The 19,464-nt window shown below is 40.5% G+C and carries 17 protein-coding genes; 8 read left to right on the forward strand and 9 right to left on the reverse strand.

What is annotated here, in order from left to right:
• Positions 1-533: 533 nt before the first annotated feature.
• Positions 534-1,625 (reverse strand): metallophosphoesterase, encoded by a 1,092-nt coding sequence (locus HMPREF9420_RS04355; protein WP_007134240.1) that lies wholly within the window; start codon positions 1,623-1,625, stop codon positions 534-536.
• Between the two features lie 365 nt (positions 1,626-1,990).
• Here HMPREF9420_RS04355 and HMPREF9420_RS04360 point away from each other — a divergent pair, with 365 nt between their 5' ends.
• The 3 genes from HMPREF9420_RS04360 (at position 1,991) to ftsZ (ending at position 5,034) form a co-directional block, all read left to right on the forward strand.
• On the forward strand, positions 1,991-2,950 hold the full coding sequence (locus HMPREF9420_RS04360; protein ID WP_007134242.1) for a DNA-methyltransferase: 960 nt from the start codon (positions 1,991-1,993) through the stop codon (positions 2,948-2,950).
• 250 nt (positions 2,951-3,200) lie between these two features.
• Positions 3,201-3,632: a hypothetical protein gene (locus tag HMPREF9420_RS04365; protein WP_007134243.1), complete on the forward strand. Its 432-nt coding sequence runs from the start codon at positions 3,201-3,203 to the stop codon at positions 3,630-3,632.
• A 28-nt stretch (positions 3,633-3,660) separates the two neighbouring features.
• A complete protein-coding gene (ftsZ, locus tag HMPREF9420_RS04370) occupies positions 3,661-5,034 on the forward strand; it encodes a cell division protein FtsZ (protein WP_007134244.1) in 1,374 nt (457 codons plus the stop codon).
• Between the two features lie 306 nt (positions 5,035-5,340).
• Here the strand turns inward: ftsZ and HMPREF9420_RS04375 are convergent, their stop codons facing one another.
• The 3 genes from HMPREF9420_RS04375 to HMPREF9420_RS04385 are packed head-to-tail and all read right to left on the reverse strand — an operon-like array spanning position 5,341 to position 8,315.
• Positions 5,341-6,483, reverse strand: a complete 1,143-nt coding sequence (locus tag HMPREF9420_RS04375) for a cytochrome d ubiquinol oxidase subunit II (RefSeq protein WP_007134246.1) — start codon at positions 6,481-6,483, stop codon at positions 5,341-5,343.
• Complete coding sequence (locus HMPREF9420_RS04380; protein ID WP_007134247.1) at positions 6,480-8,030, reverse strand: cytochrome ubiquinol oxidase subunit I; 1,551 nt, start codon at positions 8,028-8,030, stop codon at positions 6,480-6,482. Before HMPREF9420_RS04380 ends, HMPREF9420_RS04375 begins: the two co-directional genes overlap by 4 nt.
• A 51-nt stretch (positions 8,031-8,081) precedes the next feature.
• Positions 8,082-8,315 (reverse strand): DUF4492 domain-containing protein, encoded by a 234-nt coding sequence (locus HMPREF9420_RS04385; RefSeq protein ID WP_007134248.1) that lies wholly within the window; start codon positions 8,313-8,315, stop codon positions 8,082-8,084.
• A gap of 181 nt (positions 8,316-8,496) precedes the next feature.
• Here HMPREF9420_RS04385 and HMPREF9420_RS04390 point away from each other — a divergent pair, with 181 nt between their 5' ends.
• From HMPREF9420_RS04390 to HMPREF9420_RS04410, 5 genes are read left to right on the forward strand one after another with little or no spacing between them, the layout of a single operon-like run.
• The gene (locus HMPREF9420_RS04390) at positions 8,497-9,369 is read left to right on the forward strand and encodes a GumC domain-containing protein (protein ID WP_007134249.1); all 873 of its coding nucleotides are present in this window, start codon (positions 8,497-8,499) and stop codon (positions 9,367-9,369) included.
• Between the two features lie 40 nt (positions 9,370-9,409).
• The gene (locus HMPREF9420_RS04395; protein WP_007134250.1) at positions 9,410-10,909 is read left to right on the forward strand and encodes a TolC family protein; all 1,500 of its coding nucleotides are present in this window, start codon (positions 9,410-9,412) and stop codon (positions 10,907-10,909) included.
• Between the two features lie 21 nt (positions 10,910-10,930).
• Positions 10,931-11,914, forward strand: a complete 984-nt coding sequence (locus HMPREF9420_RS04400; protein ID WP_007134251.1) for an HlyD family secretion protein — start codon at positions 10,931-10,933, stop codon at positions 11,912-11,914.
• Complete coding sequence (locus tag HMPREF9420_RS04405; RefSeq protein ID WP_007134252.1) at positions 11,915-13,084, forward strand: ABC transporter permease; 1,170 nt, start codon at positions 11,915-11,917, stop codon at positions 13,082-13,084.
• Complete coding sequence (locus tag HMPREF9420_RS04410) at positions 13,084-14,370, forward strand: ABC transporter permease (protein ID WP_007134253.1); 1,287 nt, start codon at positions 13,084-13,086, stop codon at positions 14,368-14,370. The genes HMPREF9420_RS04405 and HMPREF9420_RS04410 overlap by 1 nt, the downstream gene beginning before the upstream one ends.
• Before the next feature lie 335 nt (positions 14,371-14,705).
• Here the strand turns inward: HMPREF9420_RS04410 and HMPREF9420_RS04415 are convergent, their stop codons facing one another.
• From HMPREF9420_RS04415 to HMPREF9420_RS04435, 5 genes are all read right to left on the reverse strand, one after another.
• The gene (locus tag HMPREF9420_RS04415) at positions 14,706-15,419 is read right to left on the reverse strand and encodes a hypothetical protein (protein ID WP_044078764.1); all 714 of its coding nucleotides are present in this window, start codon (positions 15,417-15,419) and stop codon (positions 14,706-14,708) included.
• 1 nt (position 15,420) lies between these two features.
• A complete protein-coding gene (locus HMPREF9420_RS04420) occupies positions 15,421-16,311 on the reverse strand; it encodes a hypothetical protein (protein WP_007134255.1) in 891 nt (296 codons plus the stop codon).
• A 98-nt stretch (positions 16,312-16,409) separates the two neighbouring features.
• Positions 16,410-17,516: an Mrp/NBP35 family ATP-binding protein gene (locus tag HMPREF9420_RS04425; RefSeq protein WP_007134256.1), complete on the reverse strand. Its 1,107-nt coding sequence runs from the start codon at positions 17,514-17,516 to the stop codon at positions 16,410-16,412.
• A gap of 352 nt (positions 17,517-17,868) precedes the next feature.
• Complete coding sequence (gene trmB / locus HMPREF9420_RS04430) at positions 17,869-18,639, reverse strand: tRNA (guanosine(46)-N7)-methyltransferase TrmB (protein WP_007134257.1); 771 nt, start codon at positions 18,637-18,639, stop codon at positions 17,869-17,871.
• Between the two features lie 192 nt (positions 18,640-18,831).
• A complete protein-coding gene (locus HMPREF9420_RS04435) occupies positions 18,832-19,461 on the reverse strand; it encodes a DUF975 family protein (protein WP_007134258.1) in 630 nt (209 codons plus the stop codon).
• Positions 19,462-19,464: the final 3 nt, after the last annotated feature.

The raw sequence follows: 19,464 nt of genomic DNA on the forward strand, positions 1-19,464 counted from the left end.
AAAGCCCCAATCCAAATGTTTTTAAAGAAAAGTTTGAAAACTTGTGAAAATTTTCGCGTTGTTTGACAAAACAAGGCAAAAAGCATGACCAAATGCATGACTTCAGACGACAACTCCACACAAAGCACACTGCAATATCAGGCAAAGAAAAACCCATAAAATAACCCTCGACAATAAAACGACGACGGCGGCGATCTTTTCTTTCTTTCTTTTCGTCGTTCTTGTTCTTTGTTCTCGTTCTTAGTTCTTAGGCAACCTAACTTCCTGATTATCAATAGCTCCATTTGTTAATTTATCTAAACCTTTGAACATTCGCTGAGAAATGGGAAAAGATTGGAGTGAGTTCAAGAGAAAACGAAAACAACTTTTTGTCCTATTTTTTTAGATTTTTTGATGAGTTTTGCATTTCCCCATTACGCTATGAGAGATTATTTCAAGAATAAACTTCATTACAGAGTAAGAGGATTCAATATATTTTGGTATGCAAAGTCACTCGAAAGTAATAGCATTTACAATCAAATCATGCAACAACATCACTCTATTGTAACAACACAATATTCAGACTGCGTTCCTATACGAAACTTTCCACCCCAAATTCCGAGTCCGCTTGACACATAATAAAACGTGCGTCCCTTCATCAAAGGACCATAACTATCTTCATAAATAGCTTTTTCAATCCAATTCACTGGCCATACTTGTCCATCATGTGTATGTCCACTAAACTGGAAATCCACCCCATTTCGTTCAGCATCTTCCAAGTGATAGGGTTGATGATCAAGCAAAATCAGATAATTGTTCCTATCTACGCCACTCATCAAATCCTTCAAAGGTTTGCGCCGTTTGTTAGTCCTATCGTCACGCCCAATCAGCGTTATACCATTTCCTAAGTCTATCGTTGCATCTCTTAACAGCTTGATTCCCGCATCACGATAAAACTTTTCACTGTTTGGTTCGCCTGCATAATAATCATGATTGCCAAGACATGCAAAGACAGGAGCCTGCAAACGACGGAACTCTTTAGCCATATCTGCACGCAACAATGGCACAACACTGAAGTCAACAATATCGCCAGCAATCAACACATAGTCTGGTTTTTCGGCGTTAATCATATCTACCCACTTAGCCAAATCAGTGCGTGTGTTATGATATCCCAAATGTATATCGCTCACCATCACCATCTTTACAGGCTGCTTCAACCGCTTAGAAGATTTCAAAGCAATAGGAACTTTCACCTTATTATAATAGTGGAGGTTTCCATAAGTGAATATTCCTACAATCAACAATAGCACCACAAGACTCCCCACTCCACTTGCATGGAGGTATTCGCGAGGAAGAATCCCTATCCAACGTGCTACATCTGCCAAGAGGAAGAGCATGAAAAGATAGAGCAATATAAAGAGAGATGAATAACCTATCTCGTAAAATATGCGTGCAACAATAGTGGGTAAGCCATCAAGACCAATAAAAAAGTTGAAGAAAATGCAAAGAAAAGCCAGTATCATCAACCCCAAAATTACAGCCTTACAGACATTACCGAAAGGTAAAATCATCCACACATGCCATCCCACAAAACTGCATCCGAGCAGTGGAATAACTAAGAAAATCAATCCCATTAAACTATTCATGACGCAAAAATATGAAATATCATGCAGAAAACACCTTAGAAATATCATAAATATCTTAAAGAAAGTGCATATAAAAGTTATGTCGTTGGTTATGAAGAATATAAACTTGATTGAAGAAAGTATAGGAAAACTCAAAACATAGTTTAATTGAAAATATTCCCTATGAAGCTTATTGATTCTCTGATTTTATTTGTATTTTTGTGCAAGCAGTGGCACCCTATCTTTACTTTACCCCACAACACGAAGGCAAGTAAATGCGATTAGTGCCAAAAACCAATAAACATCGTTTATCAACAGACCCATATAAACGAAAGAGGTTATAATAAAATACTGAATAAACAAATAAGAAACAGCATCAAAACAATATGACAGAAAAAGCTCGTGCAAACCGAAACAGGACATTAACAATCGCTGAAAACGAGATTACTACATTAGAAAAAGCAATCATTAACGCTAATGATCTGAAGAAATCATTTGCAGATAATAGCGTGATTAATGCCGATTTGTTCGACTGTCTTGATGTAATTCCCAACGACTACTTTCATTTGATTATCATAGATCCACCCTATAATCTTGCAAAAGACTTTCACGGAAATAAATTTTCAAAGCTAAACACAACTTCGTATGAAGCCTATCTAAGGAGTTGGTTTGGCAAAGTATGTGACAAACTCGTCCCAAATGGAACGCTATACATGTGTGGTGACTGGCAATGTTCGCTCTCTATGCAGAAAGTTATATCCGAACGACTCACCATATTGAACCGAATCACTTGGCAAAGAGAAAAGGGAAGAGGTGCAAAAGCTAATTGGAAGAATGCCATGGAAGACATTTGGTTTGCTGTAAAGAATCCCAAAGACTATTACTTTGACGTTGAAGCTGTCAAGATGAAAAGAAAAGTAATTGCTCCTTACAAGGTCGATGGGAAACCAAAAGATTGGGAACAGACAGAATCAGGGAACTTTCGCATCACCTATCCTTCGAATTTCTGGGATGATATCAGTATTCCTTTCTGGTCAATGCCTGAGAACACCGACCATCCTACACAGAAACCAGAGAAGCTTTACGCTAAATTGATTTTGGCATCAACCAAGCCTGGAGATAAGATTTTTGACCCTTTCTTAGGTAGTGGCACATCAGCTGTTGTGGCTTATAAACTCAATCGCAACTATGTGGGTATTGAACTCAACCGCGACTATTGCCTTTGGGCTGCCAAAAGACTCATGAATGCCATAAAGAATAAGGTGATACAAGGTTATTCAGACAATGTGTTTTGGGAACGAAATGCCTTAAACAGCCGGGGAGATAAGAAGAAAAGAACACCATAAATCTATGGAATTAGAGCATATTTTCATTCTAAACAAATGATATAAGGCTCTTATAATACAGGTTTTTCAACCACATACTATAAGCTTTAGTATAAAAATAAGCCCATAGAAACAAAGCAACAGAAATGAAAACTGATAGCAAAAGTAGAGAAAACAAGATGTCAAATCCTCTTTCTTTTAAGCAAATGAGGACAATAAATATACGATAGAAACATTATAGAAGAATAATATTACTCAAAAACCAAAGCCTATGATTAAAATTTTCTTATACGGAGTAGTAGCTGTTATCAGCCTTTACATTCTGTGGAAATGCCTGTTTGCGGGCAAGAAATGCGTTGAAAGCAAACAGATTAACGAAGAGAACATTGAAGAAAATTATATCAATGAGATGATTGAACAATATGGAGAACCGGTGGAAATACTAAGCAATTCGGTACTCACGAATACTCGACAAGAACTTCCTGTGTTGCTATATGCAGACTATCTCATTATCAACAAGGAGCGTATTGACAAGAAGAATATCTATGATATCACATTCAACAATAGCTCAAATCCCTATGTCGCCAACGATTATCAAGTGGTCATTGCGCTGAAAGACAATGAAAGAAAACGCATTTCAGTAGGTAACGACATTGACCGTGCACGCTATCTGATGCAACGTTTGGCTGAGCTTTACAAATAAACATCACAACTATTATCAACAGAAGCCAATGGAAGATTTTGGAGAAAACAACAAACTGCAACCCTTAGTGGACTTCGGTCCGGTGGAAGATAAGTCAAAAGGCATCATCAAAGTTATTGGTGTAGGCGGAGGCGGATGCAATGCAGTAAACAATATGTATCGAGAAGGTATCGTAAACGTGACCTTTGCCGTCTGCAACACCGACAGTCAGTCCCTCCAAAAGTCGCCCGTGAGCGTGAAACTACCATTGGGTGACAGCGGTTTGGGAGCAGGTTCAGACCCAGAAGTGGGCCGTGAGGCAGCCCAATCCAGCATTGACTTGATACACCAGTTGCTTGATGATGGTACGAAAATGGTCTTTATCACTGCCGGAATGGGAGGCGGAACAGGTACAGGAGCAGCGCCCATAATTGCAGGAGAAGCTAAGCGCATGGGCATATTGACTATCGGCATTGTAACCATTCCGTTTTATTTTGAAAAGAAAAAGAAGATTATTAAGGCCCTGCAAGGCGTGGAAGCAATGCGCAAAAACGTTGATGCCTTGCTCATTATCAATAATGAACGCATCTGCGATATCTATCATGACACAGACGTAACCGTAAAAGATGCATTCAAAAGAGCCGATGAAATCCTAAGCGATGCCACGAAATCAATCTCCGAACTGATTACAGTTGAAGGCGACATCAACCTTGACTTTCGCGATGTTGAAACCACCTTACGTGGCGGAGGCGGTGCTATCATGGCAATGGGGCGTGGAAATGGCGAGCACAGAGTGGAGCATGCAGTCATCGACGCCCTTGATTCGCCCTTGCTATATGGCAATGAAATAGACAAAGCGAAACGCATTTTGCTGAACATTTACACAAGTGAAGAGCATCCCCTTTTCGTGAGTGAGATGAATGAAATCGACCAATTCATGGATGCCCTCGACCCCAATATTGATGTGATATGGGGTGTAAGTAAGGATAATTCGCTTGGAGAAGAGGCCAAAGTGACGATTTTAGCCACGGGGTTTGAGGAGGAATCAGAAGACGAGTTGGCTGTGAATCAAAGCGAAAATTACTTTGAGTCGCTCATTAGTAAACTTTACAAACCCTATAAACGACAGTTGTTTGGCTTTACGCCACAACCAATCGCACAAGCAGAAGAGCCCGAAGAGCATGGGGAATCAACAGATTTGGATGTGCCCTTTACGGTCGAAATGCCTGTAGACGAAGAAGAATTTGAAGACAGAACACCTCAGACGGCAGGCATTGGCATACAAGATGATGACACGGAGGCGCACACCATGACCTTCAAAATGAATGAACAACCCATTATAAAACATGAGCATAAGGCTTCGTTGTTGAGCAAAGCAAAGGCACTGATGAATCGTATTTCAGACCTAACGCAGGAAGATTGAGATAGGTCTCGTAACACACTGAGATTCTTTCTGATTTACAACGTGTTACGAGTACTATCATTTCACGTCACAAAAGCATCTATTTGACCGAACGAAAAACGTCAAATAATGAAGTAAACTGGCGCTTTTTGAAAGAGCAACCCCCTGCTTTCATGGAATCATTAAAAAGGATAGCAATCAAAAAGGAAGACCATTCAAAGAGCAAAAACGCCTCAACAGGCATTCCGTTAGCAAAAAACAGCTGCAGACCATCATCACATGGTCTGCAGCATTAGGTTAAAAACAAAGTCGGAAAATTACAATCCTTTAATAAGCTTCGTCCTTTTCAATCTCTGCGCGGTCTATTTTCTTTCCGTCAATAGCTCTCCATGCGTAGAAGATATAAGCGAGAACGAATGGAATAAGCAATGAAACTACAGACATAGCTGTCAGTGTAAACTTGCTGCTACAGCTGTTCATAATCGTCAAACTGCTTTGTAAGTCAGCGTTTGAAGGGTAATATGCAGTGTTATTCCAGCCTGCATAAAGCAACAAACAAATAACAACAAGCACCACACCAATACCAGCTGGCCATATACCTCGTGTGTAAGCAGGGCGCATCACTGTGCGAACTACGGCGAAAAGCAATAGTACTACGCCGACAAGAAGCACCAAGGTGACATACCACATATCAATAAGATTATGCAGATATTTCATCGGTTCCATAAATATAACGCCTGTTTCTGGATGATAAGCATAGCCATCTTTCAACAAGGTTCGAACGAGGAAAGCAAGGAATAACACGAGGAAAGGTACAACGTTATAAATGAGATGACGGTGTGCACGCTCATTAATGACCTTATCATCAATATTATTAATCATATAGAATAATCCCAAAACACGAGCCAAGAACATTACAGCCAAGCCGAGAATCAAATTCCATGGATCGAGCAAAGCATCGAGACCATTACTTGCATTGGCCCAACGGCTGATGACAGGTTGCATAGAATTGGTGATATTCATCTTGTCAACGATGAAGTTACTCCCATCAAAGAACGTTGCAACAGCACCTCCAACAAGCAGTGGTCCCACGATACCATTGATGATTAAGAACCACTGAAAGGTTCGTGTTCCGAGTAGATTTCCTAACTTATTCTGGAACTCATAGCTCACCGCTTGCAGCACAAACGTAAAGAGAATGACCATCCATAACCAGTAAGCACCACCAAAACTTGTACTATAGAACAATGGAAACGAAGCAAAAAATGCCCCACCAAAGGTGACAAGTGTGGTGAAAGTAAACTCCCATTTGCGTCCTGTGGAATTAACAACAAGCCTCCGTTCTTCGGGAGTATGGCCCAAACTAAAGATTAAAGAGTTGGCACCTTGCACGAACATCAGGAACACTAAGAGTCCTCCTAAAACTGAAACCAGCAACCACCAATAGTGCTGTAAGAATGTATATGTCATACTGTTGGGGCCTCCATCCCCTTCTTTATTTGTTTCAAAAGAATGTTTATTTCTACTGCAAGCATTGTAGTAAAGAGCAAAAGGAACAGGAAGAATGTTATCATTACGCTGCTTGCATGGATATCACTGACGGCAACCCACGTGGGAAGCATGTCTTGAATAGTCCATGGTTGACGTCCCATTTCTGCCACAATCCAACCAGCTTCAGACGCAACATAAGCCAAAGGAACAAGTACGATGGCTGAGATATGAAGCCAACGCCAGCGTCTTTGTGAGATATCCTTACGCCATCCGACATGACCGGAGACAACAAAGAACAAGATGAAAAGAAAGCCAAGACCAACCATTATACGGAAAGCCCAGAAGTTTAATGGGATGTTTGGCACAATCTGATCAGCTGATTTGACATACCCATAGCCGAAATATTTAATATTATCTGCCAAGGTTTTACGTGTCGTTGCGTCTTTCTTTCCAGCACGATATTGCTGTAATGCTGCGATAGCCATACGTCCGCGCTTAATCTTTTCGGCTACAGATGGCTCCTTACTACCATCATCTTTCACGTAACCTTGAATGATATTGTTCACTCCCGGAACATAACCATTGAAGTCATGTGTCGCCATAAAAGACAATGCTTTGGGTATACCTATTCTATAAGGTGGCTCTTGTTCGTTGCGATAATCAGGCTGTCCACAGAGAGGAACACCGGCAACAAGCGAAAGACTTTGCCCCTTTCCACCTTGATAAAGCCCTTCCATTGCAGCGAGTTTCATTGGCTGAACACGTGCCACTTGATAGGCAGAGTTGTCCCCAGTGAAAGCAGTTAAGAGAGAAGCACATAGTCCAACGATTGTCGCAATCTTGATACTATTGACTGCTAACAACTTTTCTCTGCCCTTCAATAGATACCAACTACTAACTCCAACGACAAAAATTGCACCGATAATCCATGAAGATGTAACAGTATGACAGAACTTATCGACAGCAAAAGGAGATAGTGCTACGTCAAAGAATGAGCTCATTTCGAAACGCATAGTGTCAGGATTAAAGGTCTGACCAATAGGATATTGCATCCATGCATTGGCCACTAATATCCACCATGCAGATAGAGTTGCGCCTATACCTGTTAGCCAAGTAGAAGCTAAGTGGAATCCCGCTGAGACCTTCTTCCAGCCAAAGAACATCACTGCAACAAATGTACTCTCCATGAAAAATGCAAGGATTCCTTCGATGGCAAGAGGCGCTCCGAAGATATCTCCGACAAACCATGAATAGTTACTCCAGTTTGTTCCAAACTCAAACTCAAGGATAATACCCGTTGCAACGCCCATAGCGAAGTTAACTCCGAAAAGTCTTTGCCAGAACTTTGCAGCCTCTTTCCAAAACTCTTTCCTTGTACGATAGTAACAAGTTTCTACGATTCCCATGACCACAGCAAGTCCAAGGGTCAAAGGAACGAACAGCCAATGGTAGATGGCTGTAAGTGCAAATTGCGCCCGCGACCAGTCTATTGTAGCCGCACTGACGTCTAAAAGTTGATGCATCATAATGTTGTTTATTGATTATTATTAAAACTTAGTTGAATTACAAGATATAGGTTAGCGTGCTTTTTTAGGCATACGACGTTCTAACTGCGAATTGACAAACGTAGCCTTATCGCCGTTCTTAACTCTTGTTCCTATGAAATCAGGAAAGAAAAACAACTTCAAGACAGCAAAAATTACAAACAACTTGATAAGGATAATCAGCCAAAGCGTCTTACCCAATGTCATCTGTTTGAAGCCGTCATAATAAAGATAGAATGCCTTTTTGACAAACTTCATTATACTCATTTAGTCCACTTACTTAAGGTTTTCGGCCGTAAAATTAAGAAAAAAAATTAATATGATTCGTTTTTTTCGTAAAAATGCAAAAAAAATCACTTGCTTTCAATTGCTTCTCAGAAATACTTTGATAATTAAGATAAAATAATTAAATTTGCGATGTTAATTGAATGAAGAGACGATATAACTTATGAATAAGAAAATTTTAATCCCTATAATCCTTATAGGTCTGTTACTTGTAGCAGGCATAGCCTATCTTTCAATTACTCTCAGCAATCAAAAGAAAGAGAACAAGGCCATGCAAGAACTGGCAGAACTCGACAAAAAAGAAATGGAAAACGAGTATCAGCAGTTCGCAAATCAATATAGTGAGATGAAGAGTCAAATCAGTAATGATTCTATTGTGGCTCAACTTACGGCAGAACAAGAACGAACACAGCGTTTATTAGACGAACTTAGAAACGTTAAAAGCACTGATGCTGCAGAGATTGCACGCTTGAAAAGGGAGCTGGCTACTGTCAGAAAGGTGTTAAGAAGCTATGTCATTGAGATTGATTCTCTCAACAGATTAAATCAAAATCTGACTGCGGAGAACACACAAATCAAAGGACAATATGCAGAAGCTACACGTCAGATAGAAGGCCTCAACAATGAAAAAGCATCCCTATCTGAGAAAGTTGCCATCGCCGCTCAACTTGATGCGACTGGTATTTCGCTACAAGGTAAGAACAAACATGGCAAGACAACAAACAAGATTTCCAAGTGTACGGCCTTGCAATTAAACTTTACTATCAGTAAGAATGTTACTGCAGGGAATGGCACAAAGACTGTATATGTGAGGATAACTTCACCCACAGGGTCACTACTTAGCGGTGGAGGTACGTTCCAATATGAGAATAAATCCTTGGCAAGCTCTATGCAAAAAACCATTGAATATGGTGGACAAGAAACCCCTGTAACTTTATATTGGAATGTCAATCAAGCGCTAATGGAAGGTACATACAATGTTAGTATCTTTGCAGATGGCAATATGATTGGAACACGAAGCTTCACTTTTAAATAGTGAATCCATTGAAACAAACTGCAATTCTATAGTAAGGTAGATGAAGAAAATACTTTCTTTCGCAATTATTTGTAGCGTTATGCTGCCCGTCACGGCTCAAAACACATTGAGCCTTGATAGTTGTCGTGCATTGGCTTTGCGCAATAATAAGCAGATTAACGTTTCAAAAATGAAACAAGAGATAGCACTGAACATTCGAAAAGCAGCCAAAACAAAATATCTTCCCAAAGTAGATGCGGCGGGAGGATACCAATATTTCAGTGAAACTATCTCTTTATTGAGTAAAGATCAGAAGAGCGCGCTCAATAATTTAGGTTCAAATTTCACAACTGCTGCAGGCGGAAGTCTCGGCGGAATGATTACAGGTTTAGTACAACAAGGCCTTATCACTCCCGCCATTGCACAGCAAATAAACGGAATGGTGAGCCAAATCGGAGCACCCATTGCTACTGTTGGGAATGATATCGGAAGTTCAATTACGAAGTCATTAGACACCAACACGCACCATATTTGGGGTGGAGCTATCATGCTTCGGCAACCAATTTACATGGGCGGAGCTATCACTGCATTGAATAACATTGCACTAATCAATGAACAGTTAGCCGCAAATGATGCCGATGCTAAGATGCAAGCTACGCTCTACAGCATTGATCAAGCTTACTGGTTAGTAGTTTCTTTGAAACAGAAAAAAGCCTTGGCCGAAAGCTATCTTAGCTTAGTTAAGAAGCTTGATGACGATGTTAACAAAATGATTAAACAGGGAGTGGCCACACGCGCAGCCGGATTGAAGGTCGATGTGAAAGTCAACGAAGCAGAAATGCAATTGACTCAAGTTGAAGATGGACTCACATTGGCAAAGATGTTGCTATGCCAACTCTGTGGTTTGCCAATGGATAGAGACATCACCTTAGCTGATGAGAATCGCAAACAACTGAATGTCAATCTCAATGAACTATCGACTACTGTTGCAGATAAAGCCTCGGCGAACACCAATCGCCCAGAGCTTCGACTGCTTCAGAATGCTATCAATATCAGTGAACAAGCCACAAAACTCGTTCGCGCCACTTATCTTCCACACATATTATTAACAGGTGGCTACATCGTTAGCAATCCAAACCTTTTCAATAGCTTTGAACGTAAGCTTGCAGGAACATGGAATGTCGGCGTAATCGTTCAGGTTCCTGTATGGAATTGGTTTGAAGGTGCCTACAAAGTACGTGCTTCCAAGGCTGCAACCAGCATGGCTCAGATGGAGTTATATGATGCACAGGAGAAGATAAATCTACAGATAACACAAAGTGAATTCAAAGTAAAAGAGGCACACAAACGACTCTTAATGGCACGCAAAAACATTAAAAGTGCAGAAGAAAATCTGCGTTGTGCAAATGTGGGCTTTAAGGAAGGTGTCATGGAAACGACTGAAGTCATGGCGGCACAGACTGCATGGCAACAGGCAAAGAGTCAGCAAATAGACGCTGAAGTGGAAGTAAAGATGGCGCAAGTCAATCTCCAAAAGTCACTCGGTGTATTGAATTATTAATATCGAAAAAAAGAAAATATCATGTCAGCAAAATCACAACATAACAACATTCTACTTGCAATCATCGCTTTTATCCTTGTCGTTGTCATTGTAGGTCTTATTGGTTTCCTAACACTTGGACGCGAAGATGATACTATTCAGGGTGAAGTTGAGGTATCAGAATATCGTGTTTCATGTAAACTTCCAGGCCGAATCGTCGAACTACGTGTTAAGGAAGGAGACTTCGTTCATGTAGGAGACACTCTGGCTATCCTTGAGATTCCTGAGATAGATGCACAGAAAAAAGTAGCTCAAGCGGCTGGTGCTGCAACCCAAGCCCTACAAGATCTCACCGATGCCGGGGCGAGAAAGGAACAGATTCAGGGTGCATTTGAGCTCGTTCAACAGGCTAAAGCAGCTGCTGAAATCACAAAAAAGACTTATACACGCATGCAGAATCTCTATAACGAAGGGGTCATTAGTGGACAGAAACGCGATGAAGCTTTCGCAGCATTCAAGGCATCTGAGGCGCAGGTTAAAGCCGCTCAAAGCCAATATGACATGGCAAAAAATGGAGCAAGATCACAAGAAAAGCGCATCGCAGCAAGTAATGCACAAGCAGCAAAAAGTGCAGTTGACGTTGTTAGTTCATTGTTGAAAGAAACTGTTCAGGTGTCACAGGTTGAAGGAGAAGTGAGTGATGTTTACCCGAAAGTGGGCGAACTTGTCGGTCTTGGCTCGCCAATCATGAGCATTTCAATTATGAAAGACATCTGGGGAGCATTCAATATTCGTGAAGATCAGCTTAAAGGAATGAAGATAGGCGATACATTTTCAGCCTTTGTTCCAGCCTTTAATAAAGACATCCGCATGAAGGTTTTCTATATCAAAGACCAAGGAAGTTATGCGGTTTGGAAAGCAACGAAGACCACAGGTCAATATGATTTAAAGACCTTCGAAGTGAAAGCACGTCCTATTGACAAGTTAGATGGATTACGTCCAGGCATGAGTCTGATAAAAAAATAAATGCACACACTCCAAAATATATATAAGATTGCCGTGCGAGAATGCGGCATCATCATCAAGAATCCAATCTATTGGTTCTGCATGGTGCTGTTTCCTGTAATCGTTATCTACTTTTTTACTTCACTGATGCAAAGCGGAGTACCTACAGACATGCCTGTAGGTGTGGTGGATTTAGACAACACAGCCACCACGAGAGCCATGATACGAAAGCTCGATGCCTTTCAAAGTACAAAGGTTATTGCTTCATATAATAATGTAAATGAAGCACGGCGCGCCATACAAGAAAATAAGATTTACGCCTTCCTTTATATCCCCCGAGGTACTACAAGTGGCTTGATGAGCGCCTCACAACCTAAGATATCATTCTATTATAGTAATGTAACATTGGTTGCAGGCTCATTACTTTATCGTGACTTAAAGACGATTAGTGCCTTAGGTTCTGCTGCTGTTGGAAAACAAAAGCTGAGTGCTTTTGGCAAGACTGAAGGAGAAATACGAACATTTCTACAGCCAATCGCCATTGACTTACACATGATTGGCAACCCATGGGCAAATTATAATGTTTATCTTTCCACAGTCATGGTGCCGGGATTGCTGATGTTATTCGTCTTCTTGCTTACGCCTTATTCTATCGGAACAGAGCTAAAATTCAAACGTTCTAAGGAGTGGATGGCTATGGCCGAAAACAAAACATGGGTTGCTTTAACTGGAAAATTTCTGCCACAAACCATAATTTTCCTCGCTATCTTCTACGGATTCGAGTTCTATATCTATGGAGTGATGGACTTCCCCCACCCTGGTGGCGTCTGGTCAATGTTGCTTTTAGGGCTGCTTGCTGTGACTTCTGCTGAAGGTTTCGGTATCTTCACCTTTGGACTTATCCCGAGTCTGCGTATGTCTATGAGCGTTTGCTCACTCTGGTCAGTAGTAAGCTTCTCTGCTTGTGGCGCTACTTTCCCTGCATTTGCCATGAGTCCTATCATTGAAGGAATAGCCCAACTCTTCCCTTTACGCCATTATTACATGGTTTATCAGATGAACATCTTTAACGGATTCCCACTGATGGATGCATGGTTCAACCTCTCTGCCCTCGTGCTTTTTAGCATCTTGCCTATATTTACGATGTGGAACATCAAACGTTCCATGCTATTATATGATTATATACCCTGATGGAGAACGGACTATTTACTAAGATAAGCAATGGCATTAAGGATATGTGTTATATCTGGGCCAAGGAGATGCGCTCCACAATCACAGACGAAGGGGTGCTAATATTCTTTATCCTTGTTCCATTACTCTACCCTTTGCTCTACTCATGGATATACAATAATGAGGTCGTTAAAAAGGTACCTGTGGCAATAGTAGACTTGAGTCACAGCCAAACCAGTCGCGAATTCATCCGTGACTTTGATGCGGCTTCCGAGGTAAAAGTGGCCTACTACTGCAACAGTATCGATGAAGCGAAAGATCTTGTTGCTAAACAAGTCGTCCACGGAGTAGTCTATTTCCCGAAAAACTTCGCTCATAAACTCTACAGAGGTGAGCAGGCACACGTCAGTGTTTATTGCGATATGAGTTTGATGTTGACTTATAAAGCCATCTATCAAACGGCACAAGCGGTGGCCTCAAAAATGAATTCTGCCATCCAAATCAGTCACTCCATCGACTTCACCAATCGTGATGACGAGATAACCACAAAGCCTCTTGACTATGAAGAGGTGCCAATCTTCAACACAACAGGGGGATATGGCAACGCCATTATCCCTGGAGTACTCATCCTTATCCTACAACAAACCCTACTATTGGGTATTGGTTTGGCAGCTGGAACGGCCCGAGAGAACAACCGATATCAGGAACTTATACCCATCAGTAAGCATTATGTTGGCATCTTCCGAATAGTACTTGGCAAGTCAATGTGTTACTTTATGGTGTTTGCTGTCATGGCAGCTTATCTCACCCTCTGTGTGCCACATTTCTTCCATTTCACATCAATGGTCCACGCGATTGACCTCATTGGGCTGATGATTCCCTTCCTATTAGCTGTTATTTTCTTTGGAATGGCGCTCTCATGTCTTGTGAGATATCGCGAAAATGTGATGCTACTCGTTGTCTTCACCTCTATTCCTCTATTGTTCCTTACAGGCATCTCATGGCCCGAAACAAACATGCCCGACCTATGGAAAGCCTTTGCTCAGCTATTCCCTTCAACGTTTGGAGTGCGCGGTTTCCTACGCATCAGCAGTATGGGGGGAACCCTTGACGACATCGAACCAGAGTTTACGGCATTGTGGATTCAAACAGTTGTTTATTTCTTTGCTACGTGCGCCGTCTATCGTTATCAAATCATAAAGACACGAAAACAGGCTTATGCACGTATGGATATGCTGAAAGCAAAGGCTGTAGCAGCAAAGAATAAAAGACAAAATAAAACAGAAGAAATAGCACCGCAATCCTAAACATCGATCTCGTAGCTTGGAATAATGAGATAGATGCAGAAAAAACAAATTTGCGAATAAATAAGAATATAATAAAAATCTTATTTATTCGCAATCTTTTTTCATTTGAATTACGATTCAAAAGATAACGCTTTAACTCACCATCTTACCAGAGAAAATCTTCAAAGAAAGCTGCCTCGTGAGAAGCATTGTAATACATTGAATCACAATCCCTTCCACCTCGTCAACAAATCCAGCCCATTTCATCGCCTAAAATGAATGATATCAGACGATGAAATGACGGCTTTTGCATGGCAAAATGCCTGTATTCAAAATACCATTTACATGACCTTCAATTATTTTTCCAATGCCGTTTCCTCCTCATCTTGATGAAGACACCTAATTCTAAAATAGGATAAAGGCAAAGCAAGAACCGCTAAGATGAGAAAATAGATCATAAAGGGCGTTGGAATTTCTATATTATCAGGATTCCACCAGACTGCCTGTGGCCATACTATGCTGATGATAATGTAGACAAGTATAAGGATTCCACAACCAATCAGAAAGGTATAACGAGGGAAATAAGTTGAAACGACAAAGAAGAAGGAAGAAAAGAAGAATATAAATGGCAAGATATTACCGAAAGGAAAAAATTCAGATCCCTCTACCCAAGGCATTGGTTGGTATGTTGGAGTTGCGATAATTGCATCTAAAAGATATGCCAGTATACCATAAAATAAAAATGGTAACAGCACAAAGAATGTCCATCTGATGATCCATCCACGCGATGCATTGACACGACGCTCGTCAATCGCTGAAGCATTACTCATGCCCCAAGAGGCAAAGATGCAGCAGGCTAACAACCAAAGAGGAAAGAGCGCTATGACAACACTATACATAGAGACTGTTGCTGTGGGTGAACCCATGCCACGAATTGCGGAAATGAAGCCTTCAACAAGCAACATAAGAAGAAAGAAAACAATTGTTGTTATAATTACTTTCTTTTTAGAAGCACTCCATAAGGCACGCATAAATGCCACTGTATTTGGGCTAAAAAATGACTGTTCCATATTATTTCTTATTATTTTTCATTAGTGTTGCCATTGGAATTGAGTCCGTTCCATAGGTGATATCGCCATATTTCTTCTCACGAACTTCAATCGAGCCATAGGACTTTGGAAAGAAAGGAGTGAGATTTCCCTCATCCGTTACGAGTAGATGGCCCACCTTACAATCGCCGTCTCCATAGTTCATACTATATCCCAGCTGTATTTTCATGTTCTTAATATGAGCCTTTCGCAAATCTAACCGGTCAAAAATCCAAGCACAACAGAAGTCATCTATAGTCGTCTTTCCTAAGAAAGTAAAACTTCCATTCTCTTGGTTTGTATAATATAATGAGGGCAACTTGGCATCAACAAATAAGAAATTACATCCTGGACTATCGCATCGTATAGCCCAAAAATAAGTCGGAACAGTTAGATAAATGAATATATCGTGATTGCTATTCTCATAACTTCGTTTCAAACTTCCATCTCCATCATCCTGATCTAAGTTATATTCTGATAACACACGAACATCAAAATCCGAATATTTATGAACGAGACGATTCTTCCTCCACACATCAATCTTTCTTCCCTTTTCAGTGGGATAACATAACAAAACACTATCCGTTCTCACCATTCGGATAAGATCTTTGGGATAGGTTACACAACACTTTCGGGGGTCGTTTGTAGTTCTTATGATGATGTTTATATTTGCATCAGGCATACTTTTAATCCAAAACCCATCTACTTTTCGTATGCCTCGGGTTTCAAAACTATCTACACTGACCTCTTCTTTCTGGGCTTCTAAGTAACTATAAGGCGGCTCTCCTTGGGGCAAATAAAAACCAAGTACAACCATACCAGCCGTGAATAAAAGAAAAAGTACTATGCCTAAAAGGTATGAAAGCTTTTTCATCGTATCTCCGTTTTAATAAATATCATCATAAAAGTGAGTCTTATAAGCAAAACAGCATAGTCTGCATGCAAGCAGATTATGCTGAATCAATAGGTTTGTTATTCGTTGTTCACATCAACAATCTTTGTTGGTGCCAACTCTTTATTACGTCGATTAACGACCGTTACAACAGCCTGCGCCAAACTAAGAAAGGCTTGTCCCATCACAGAATCTACCTTTGTAGCGGCTGGTTCGCCATTATCTCCTCCCTCACAAATACTTTGAACGATTGGGATTTGAGCCAAAAGAGGAACCTTTTTCTCTTTTGCCAAGTTGCTTGCACCATCTTTTCCAAAGATATAATATTTGTTTTCGGGCAGTTCCGCGGGTGTAAAATAAGCCATGTTCTCAACTAATCCAAGGATGGGTACATTCACTTTATCGTTCTCATACATGTCAATTCCCTTGCGCGCATCAGCCAAAGCAACCTTCTGAGGAGTACTAACGATGACGGCACCTGTTATGGATAACGTCTGAAGTAGCGTCAAATGAATGTCACTTGTGCCTGGAGGAGTGTCGAGAATAAAGTAATCAAGGTCGCCCCAATCGGCATCAGCGATAAGCTGTTTCAAGGCAGAAGTCGCCATGCCTCCACGCCAAAGTGTGGCCGTATCTGGGTCAACAAAGAAGCCAATACTTAAGAGTTTAACTCCATATCTCTCTACAGGAACGATGAGTTGTCGGCCATCTTTGTCGATAGCATAAGGCCTTTCGTCTTCGACACCAAACATTTTAGGCATTGAAGGACCAAAGATGTCGGTGTCTAACAAGCCTACCTTATAGCCCAAACGCGCCAAAGCTATGGCTAAGTTGGCTGAAACCGTGCTCTTACCAACACCACCTTTTCCCGAACTTACAGCGATAATATTCTTCACTTGGGGAAGAAGTTTGCCCACTTCTGGGCGTGGTGACGACTTAAATTCAGTCTCAATGGTCACCTTTATGTCTTTACTGACATGATAATGAATAGCAGCTTCGGCCGCCTTTACAGTCGATTTGAGGAATGGATCCGTGTCGCGTGGGAATATCAACGTTACTTTCACCTCCATACCACTAATATGTACATCATCCATTGCAACCATTTCACTCTCCACAAGGTTCTTTTTTGTCCCGGGATAAATAACAGTTGCCAATGCATCGGTAATCAATTTTGGATATAATGTCATCTTTCGTGTCGTTTAAATGAAATCTTTTTGTATTTACTTTATTATCTAATTACAAAAGTAAGGATTATTTTTCATTCCATGAAATGAAACAATATAAAAAGCGAAAACGCACGGTCGTCCGACTATGCGTTCTCTATTTACTCAACTTTTAAGATTTTGTATACTTACACTCTCACGAGCTCGAGTATACACGACTAATTAAACAAAACTTTCTCCCAACGGAGATAAGCATATCTTATGTTAGCCCTAAGGCCATAACATTCATGAAACAAAAGCACAACTCATAAAAGATGTGCGATTGAAATACAAAAGTAAGGTTTTTATTTTAATACAACAAATAATTTACTTTTTTTTATTTATTCGTATTTAAACTACTTCTTTTCGGCCTATGATAACTGCGATATTCGTCCAAAGGGATTTCAATATCGGGCTCACGAAGTACACCTTGCTGTGGAAGAAGGAACTTAACATACCGTATATTCAAGCCTCTTTCTATCCACATGCGTTCATAATAGGTTTGAATGGATAAGATTTTGCGCGTCTCTTCATCTAAACCTGCGGTATGATATAGGTCATCTGTTGAGAAAATTACAGGCAAATGATTTTCCTGTATCATATAAGTGGTATAGGTAAAGAGGAAATTTGAGTCGGTCTTTACATGCATTATTCCCTCATTAACAAGGAACTTTCGATAACGATTCAAGAAGAAAGTACTGGTCAAACGCTTGCGGGGATTCTTCATTTGCGGGTCACTGAAGGTGAGCCAAACCTCATTTACCTCGTCTTTGCCAAAGAAACGGTCAATAATTTCGATATTCGTGCGCAAGAAAGCAACATTCTTTAGTCCTGCTTCCAAAGCCTGCTTGGCTCCTGTCCACATACGCGCTCCCTTGATATCTACGCCAATAAAGTTCATTTCTGGATAGAGACGAGCCAATTCTACCGTATATTCTCCCTTGCCACATCCTAATTCCAACACAATCGGATGATTGTTTTTGAAATACATTTCACGCCAATGTCCTTGCATTTCAAAAGGCACATTGTCGACAACTGAATACGGATATTGAAAGACATTGCTAAATGTCTCCATCTCGGCAAACTTGGCTAACTTTCCTTTTCCCATAGAATGAATTTATTGCAAAGGTACAAGGAAAGTATGATATACACAACTTTCAGAGGCATTATCCAAAAGAATACAACCAAATCAAATTGAAAACATGAAACCAAAGGCCAAAGAAAATGGGCACCAAACCCTGAAATCCTTTCATAAACGAAAGGTTTCAACGTTTGATACCCACAAAAAGAATATCTTTGTTTAAGCCTCTTTCACTTCTACTGAAGCCTTCTTCAAGTCCTCATAGAAGTTAACACGAGCCATGTTCATATAGGGAACAAGCCACAAAAAGCCTATACAGCAAGTCAATATTGAAAGTATTGCCCAACCGATGAAACTCAAATCAAGTAAGAAAAGCTCAAGTTTGTGGCCATCCATCATGCGCATACTCTCCTCAATAGCAGCGTTGTTCTTCATCTCTGGATTATCTTTCAAGATGTAAGGTGTCATTGCATACGAATAAGACTTAATGCAACCAGGAATTAATAACAGCAAACTCCAGAGGAAAACATAAACATAATACAACAAGGTTGTAGTCAAAACTCTTGAGAACAGTTCTTTGTTGTAGCCCTCAAACATGTCTTTTGCTGTTGCTTCTCCACCTCTTACAGCGCCAAGGAAAAGCGTCTGATAGCCCCAAGTTAAAGGAAGTGCCAAGATAAATAGCACTAAACCAATGAGATGTAAGATAGCAGGACTATCCTTATCTCCTGATAAAATTTGGGTAACACCAATGATAAACCCATAAACAAAGGTAATAGCAACAAAGTTTCCCCATTTGTTTTCCAAGGCACTTAGCGCTCGGTTCTTGTAATTTGTAATACTGTCCATAGT

It is taken from the genome of Segatella salivae DSM 15606 (assembly GCF_000185845.1).
GTDB classification, from domain to species: domain Bacteria; phylum Bacteroidota; class Bacteroidia; order Bacteroidales; family Bacteroidaceae; genus Prevotella; species Prevotella salivae.

Coding starts and splice junctions, on each gene's coding strand:
- HMPREF9420_RS04435 (WP_007134258.1), bottom strand. CDS start 19,461: ATGGACAGTATTACAAATTACAAGAACCGAGCGCTAAGTGCCTTGGAA.
- HMPREF9420_RS04380 (WP_007134247.1), bottom strand. CDS start 8,030: ATGATGCATCAACTTTTAGACGTCAGTGCGGCTACAATAGACTGGTCG.
- HMPREF9420_RS04415 (WP_044078764.1), bottom strand. CDS start 15,419: ATGGAACAGTCATTTTTTAGCCCAAATACAGTGGCATTTATGCGTGCC.
- HMPREF9420_RS04375 (WP_007134246.1), bottom strand. CDS start 6,483: ATGACATATACATTCTTACAGCACTATTGGTGGTTGCTGGTTTCAGTT.
- HMPREF9420_RS04385 (WP_007134248.1), bottom strand. CDS start 8,315: ATGAGTATAATGAAGTTTGTCAAAAAGGCATTCTATCTTTATTATGAC.
- HMPREF9420_RS04360 (WP_007134242.1), top strand. CDS start 1,991: ATGACAGAAAAAGCTCGTGCAAACCGAAACAGGACATTAACAATCGCT.
- HMPREF9420_RS04390 (WP_007134249.1), top strand. CDS start 8,497: ATGAATAAGAAAATTTTAATCCCTATAATCCTTATAGGTCTGTTACTT.
- trmB (WP_007134257.1), bottom strand. CDS start 18,639: ATGGGAAAAGGAAAGTTAGCCAAGTTTGCCGAGATGGAGACATTTAGC.
- HMPREF9420_RS04400 (WP_007134251.1), top strand. CDS start 10,931: ATGTCAGCAAAATCACAACATAACAACATTCTACTTGCAATCATCGCT.
- HMPREF9420_RS04420 (WP_007134255.1), bottom strand. CDS start 16,311: ATGAAAAAGCTTTCATACCTTTTAGGCATAGTACTTTTTCTTTTATTC.
- ftsZ (WP_007134244.1), top strand. CDS start 3,661: ATGGAAGATTTTGGAGAAAACAACAAACTGCAACCCTTAGTGGACTTC.
- HMPREF9420_RS04395 (WP_007134250.1), top strand. CDS start 9,410: ATGAAGAAAATACTTTCTTTCGCAATTATTTGTAGCGTTATGCTGCCC.
- HMPREF9420_RS04410 (WP_007134253.1), top strand. CDS start 13,084: ATGGAGAACGGACTATTTACTAAGATAAGCAATGGCATTAAGGATATG.
- HMPREF9420_RS04355 (WP_007134240.1), bottom strand. CDS start 1,625: ATGAATAGTTTAATGGGATTGATTTTCTTAGTTATTCCACTGCTCGGA.
- HMPREF9420_RS04405 (WP_007134252.1), top strand. CDS start 11,915: ATGCACACACTCCAAAATATATATAAGATTGCCGTGCGAGAATGCGGC.
- HMPREF9420_RS04365 (WP_007134243.1), top strand. CDS start 3,201: ATGATTAAAATTTTCTTATACGGAGTAGTAGCTGTTATCAGCCTTTAC.
- HMPREF9420_RS04425 (WP_007134256.1), bottom strand. CDS start 17,516: ATGACATTATATCCAAAATTGATTACCGATGCATTGGCAACTGTTATT.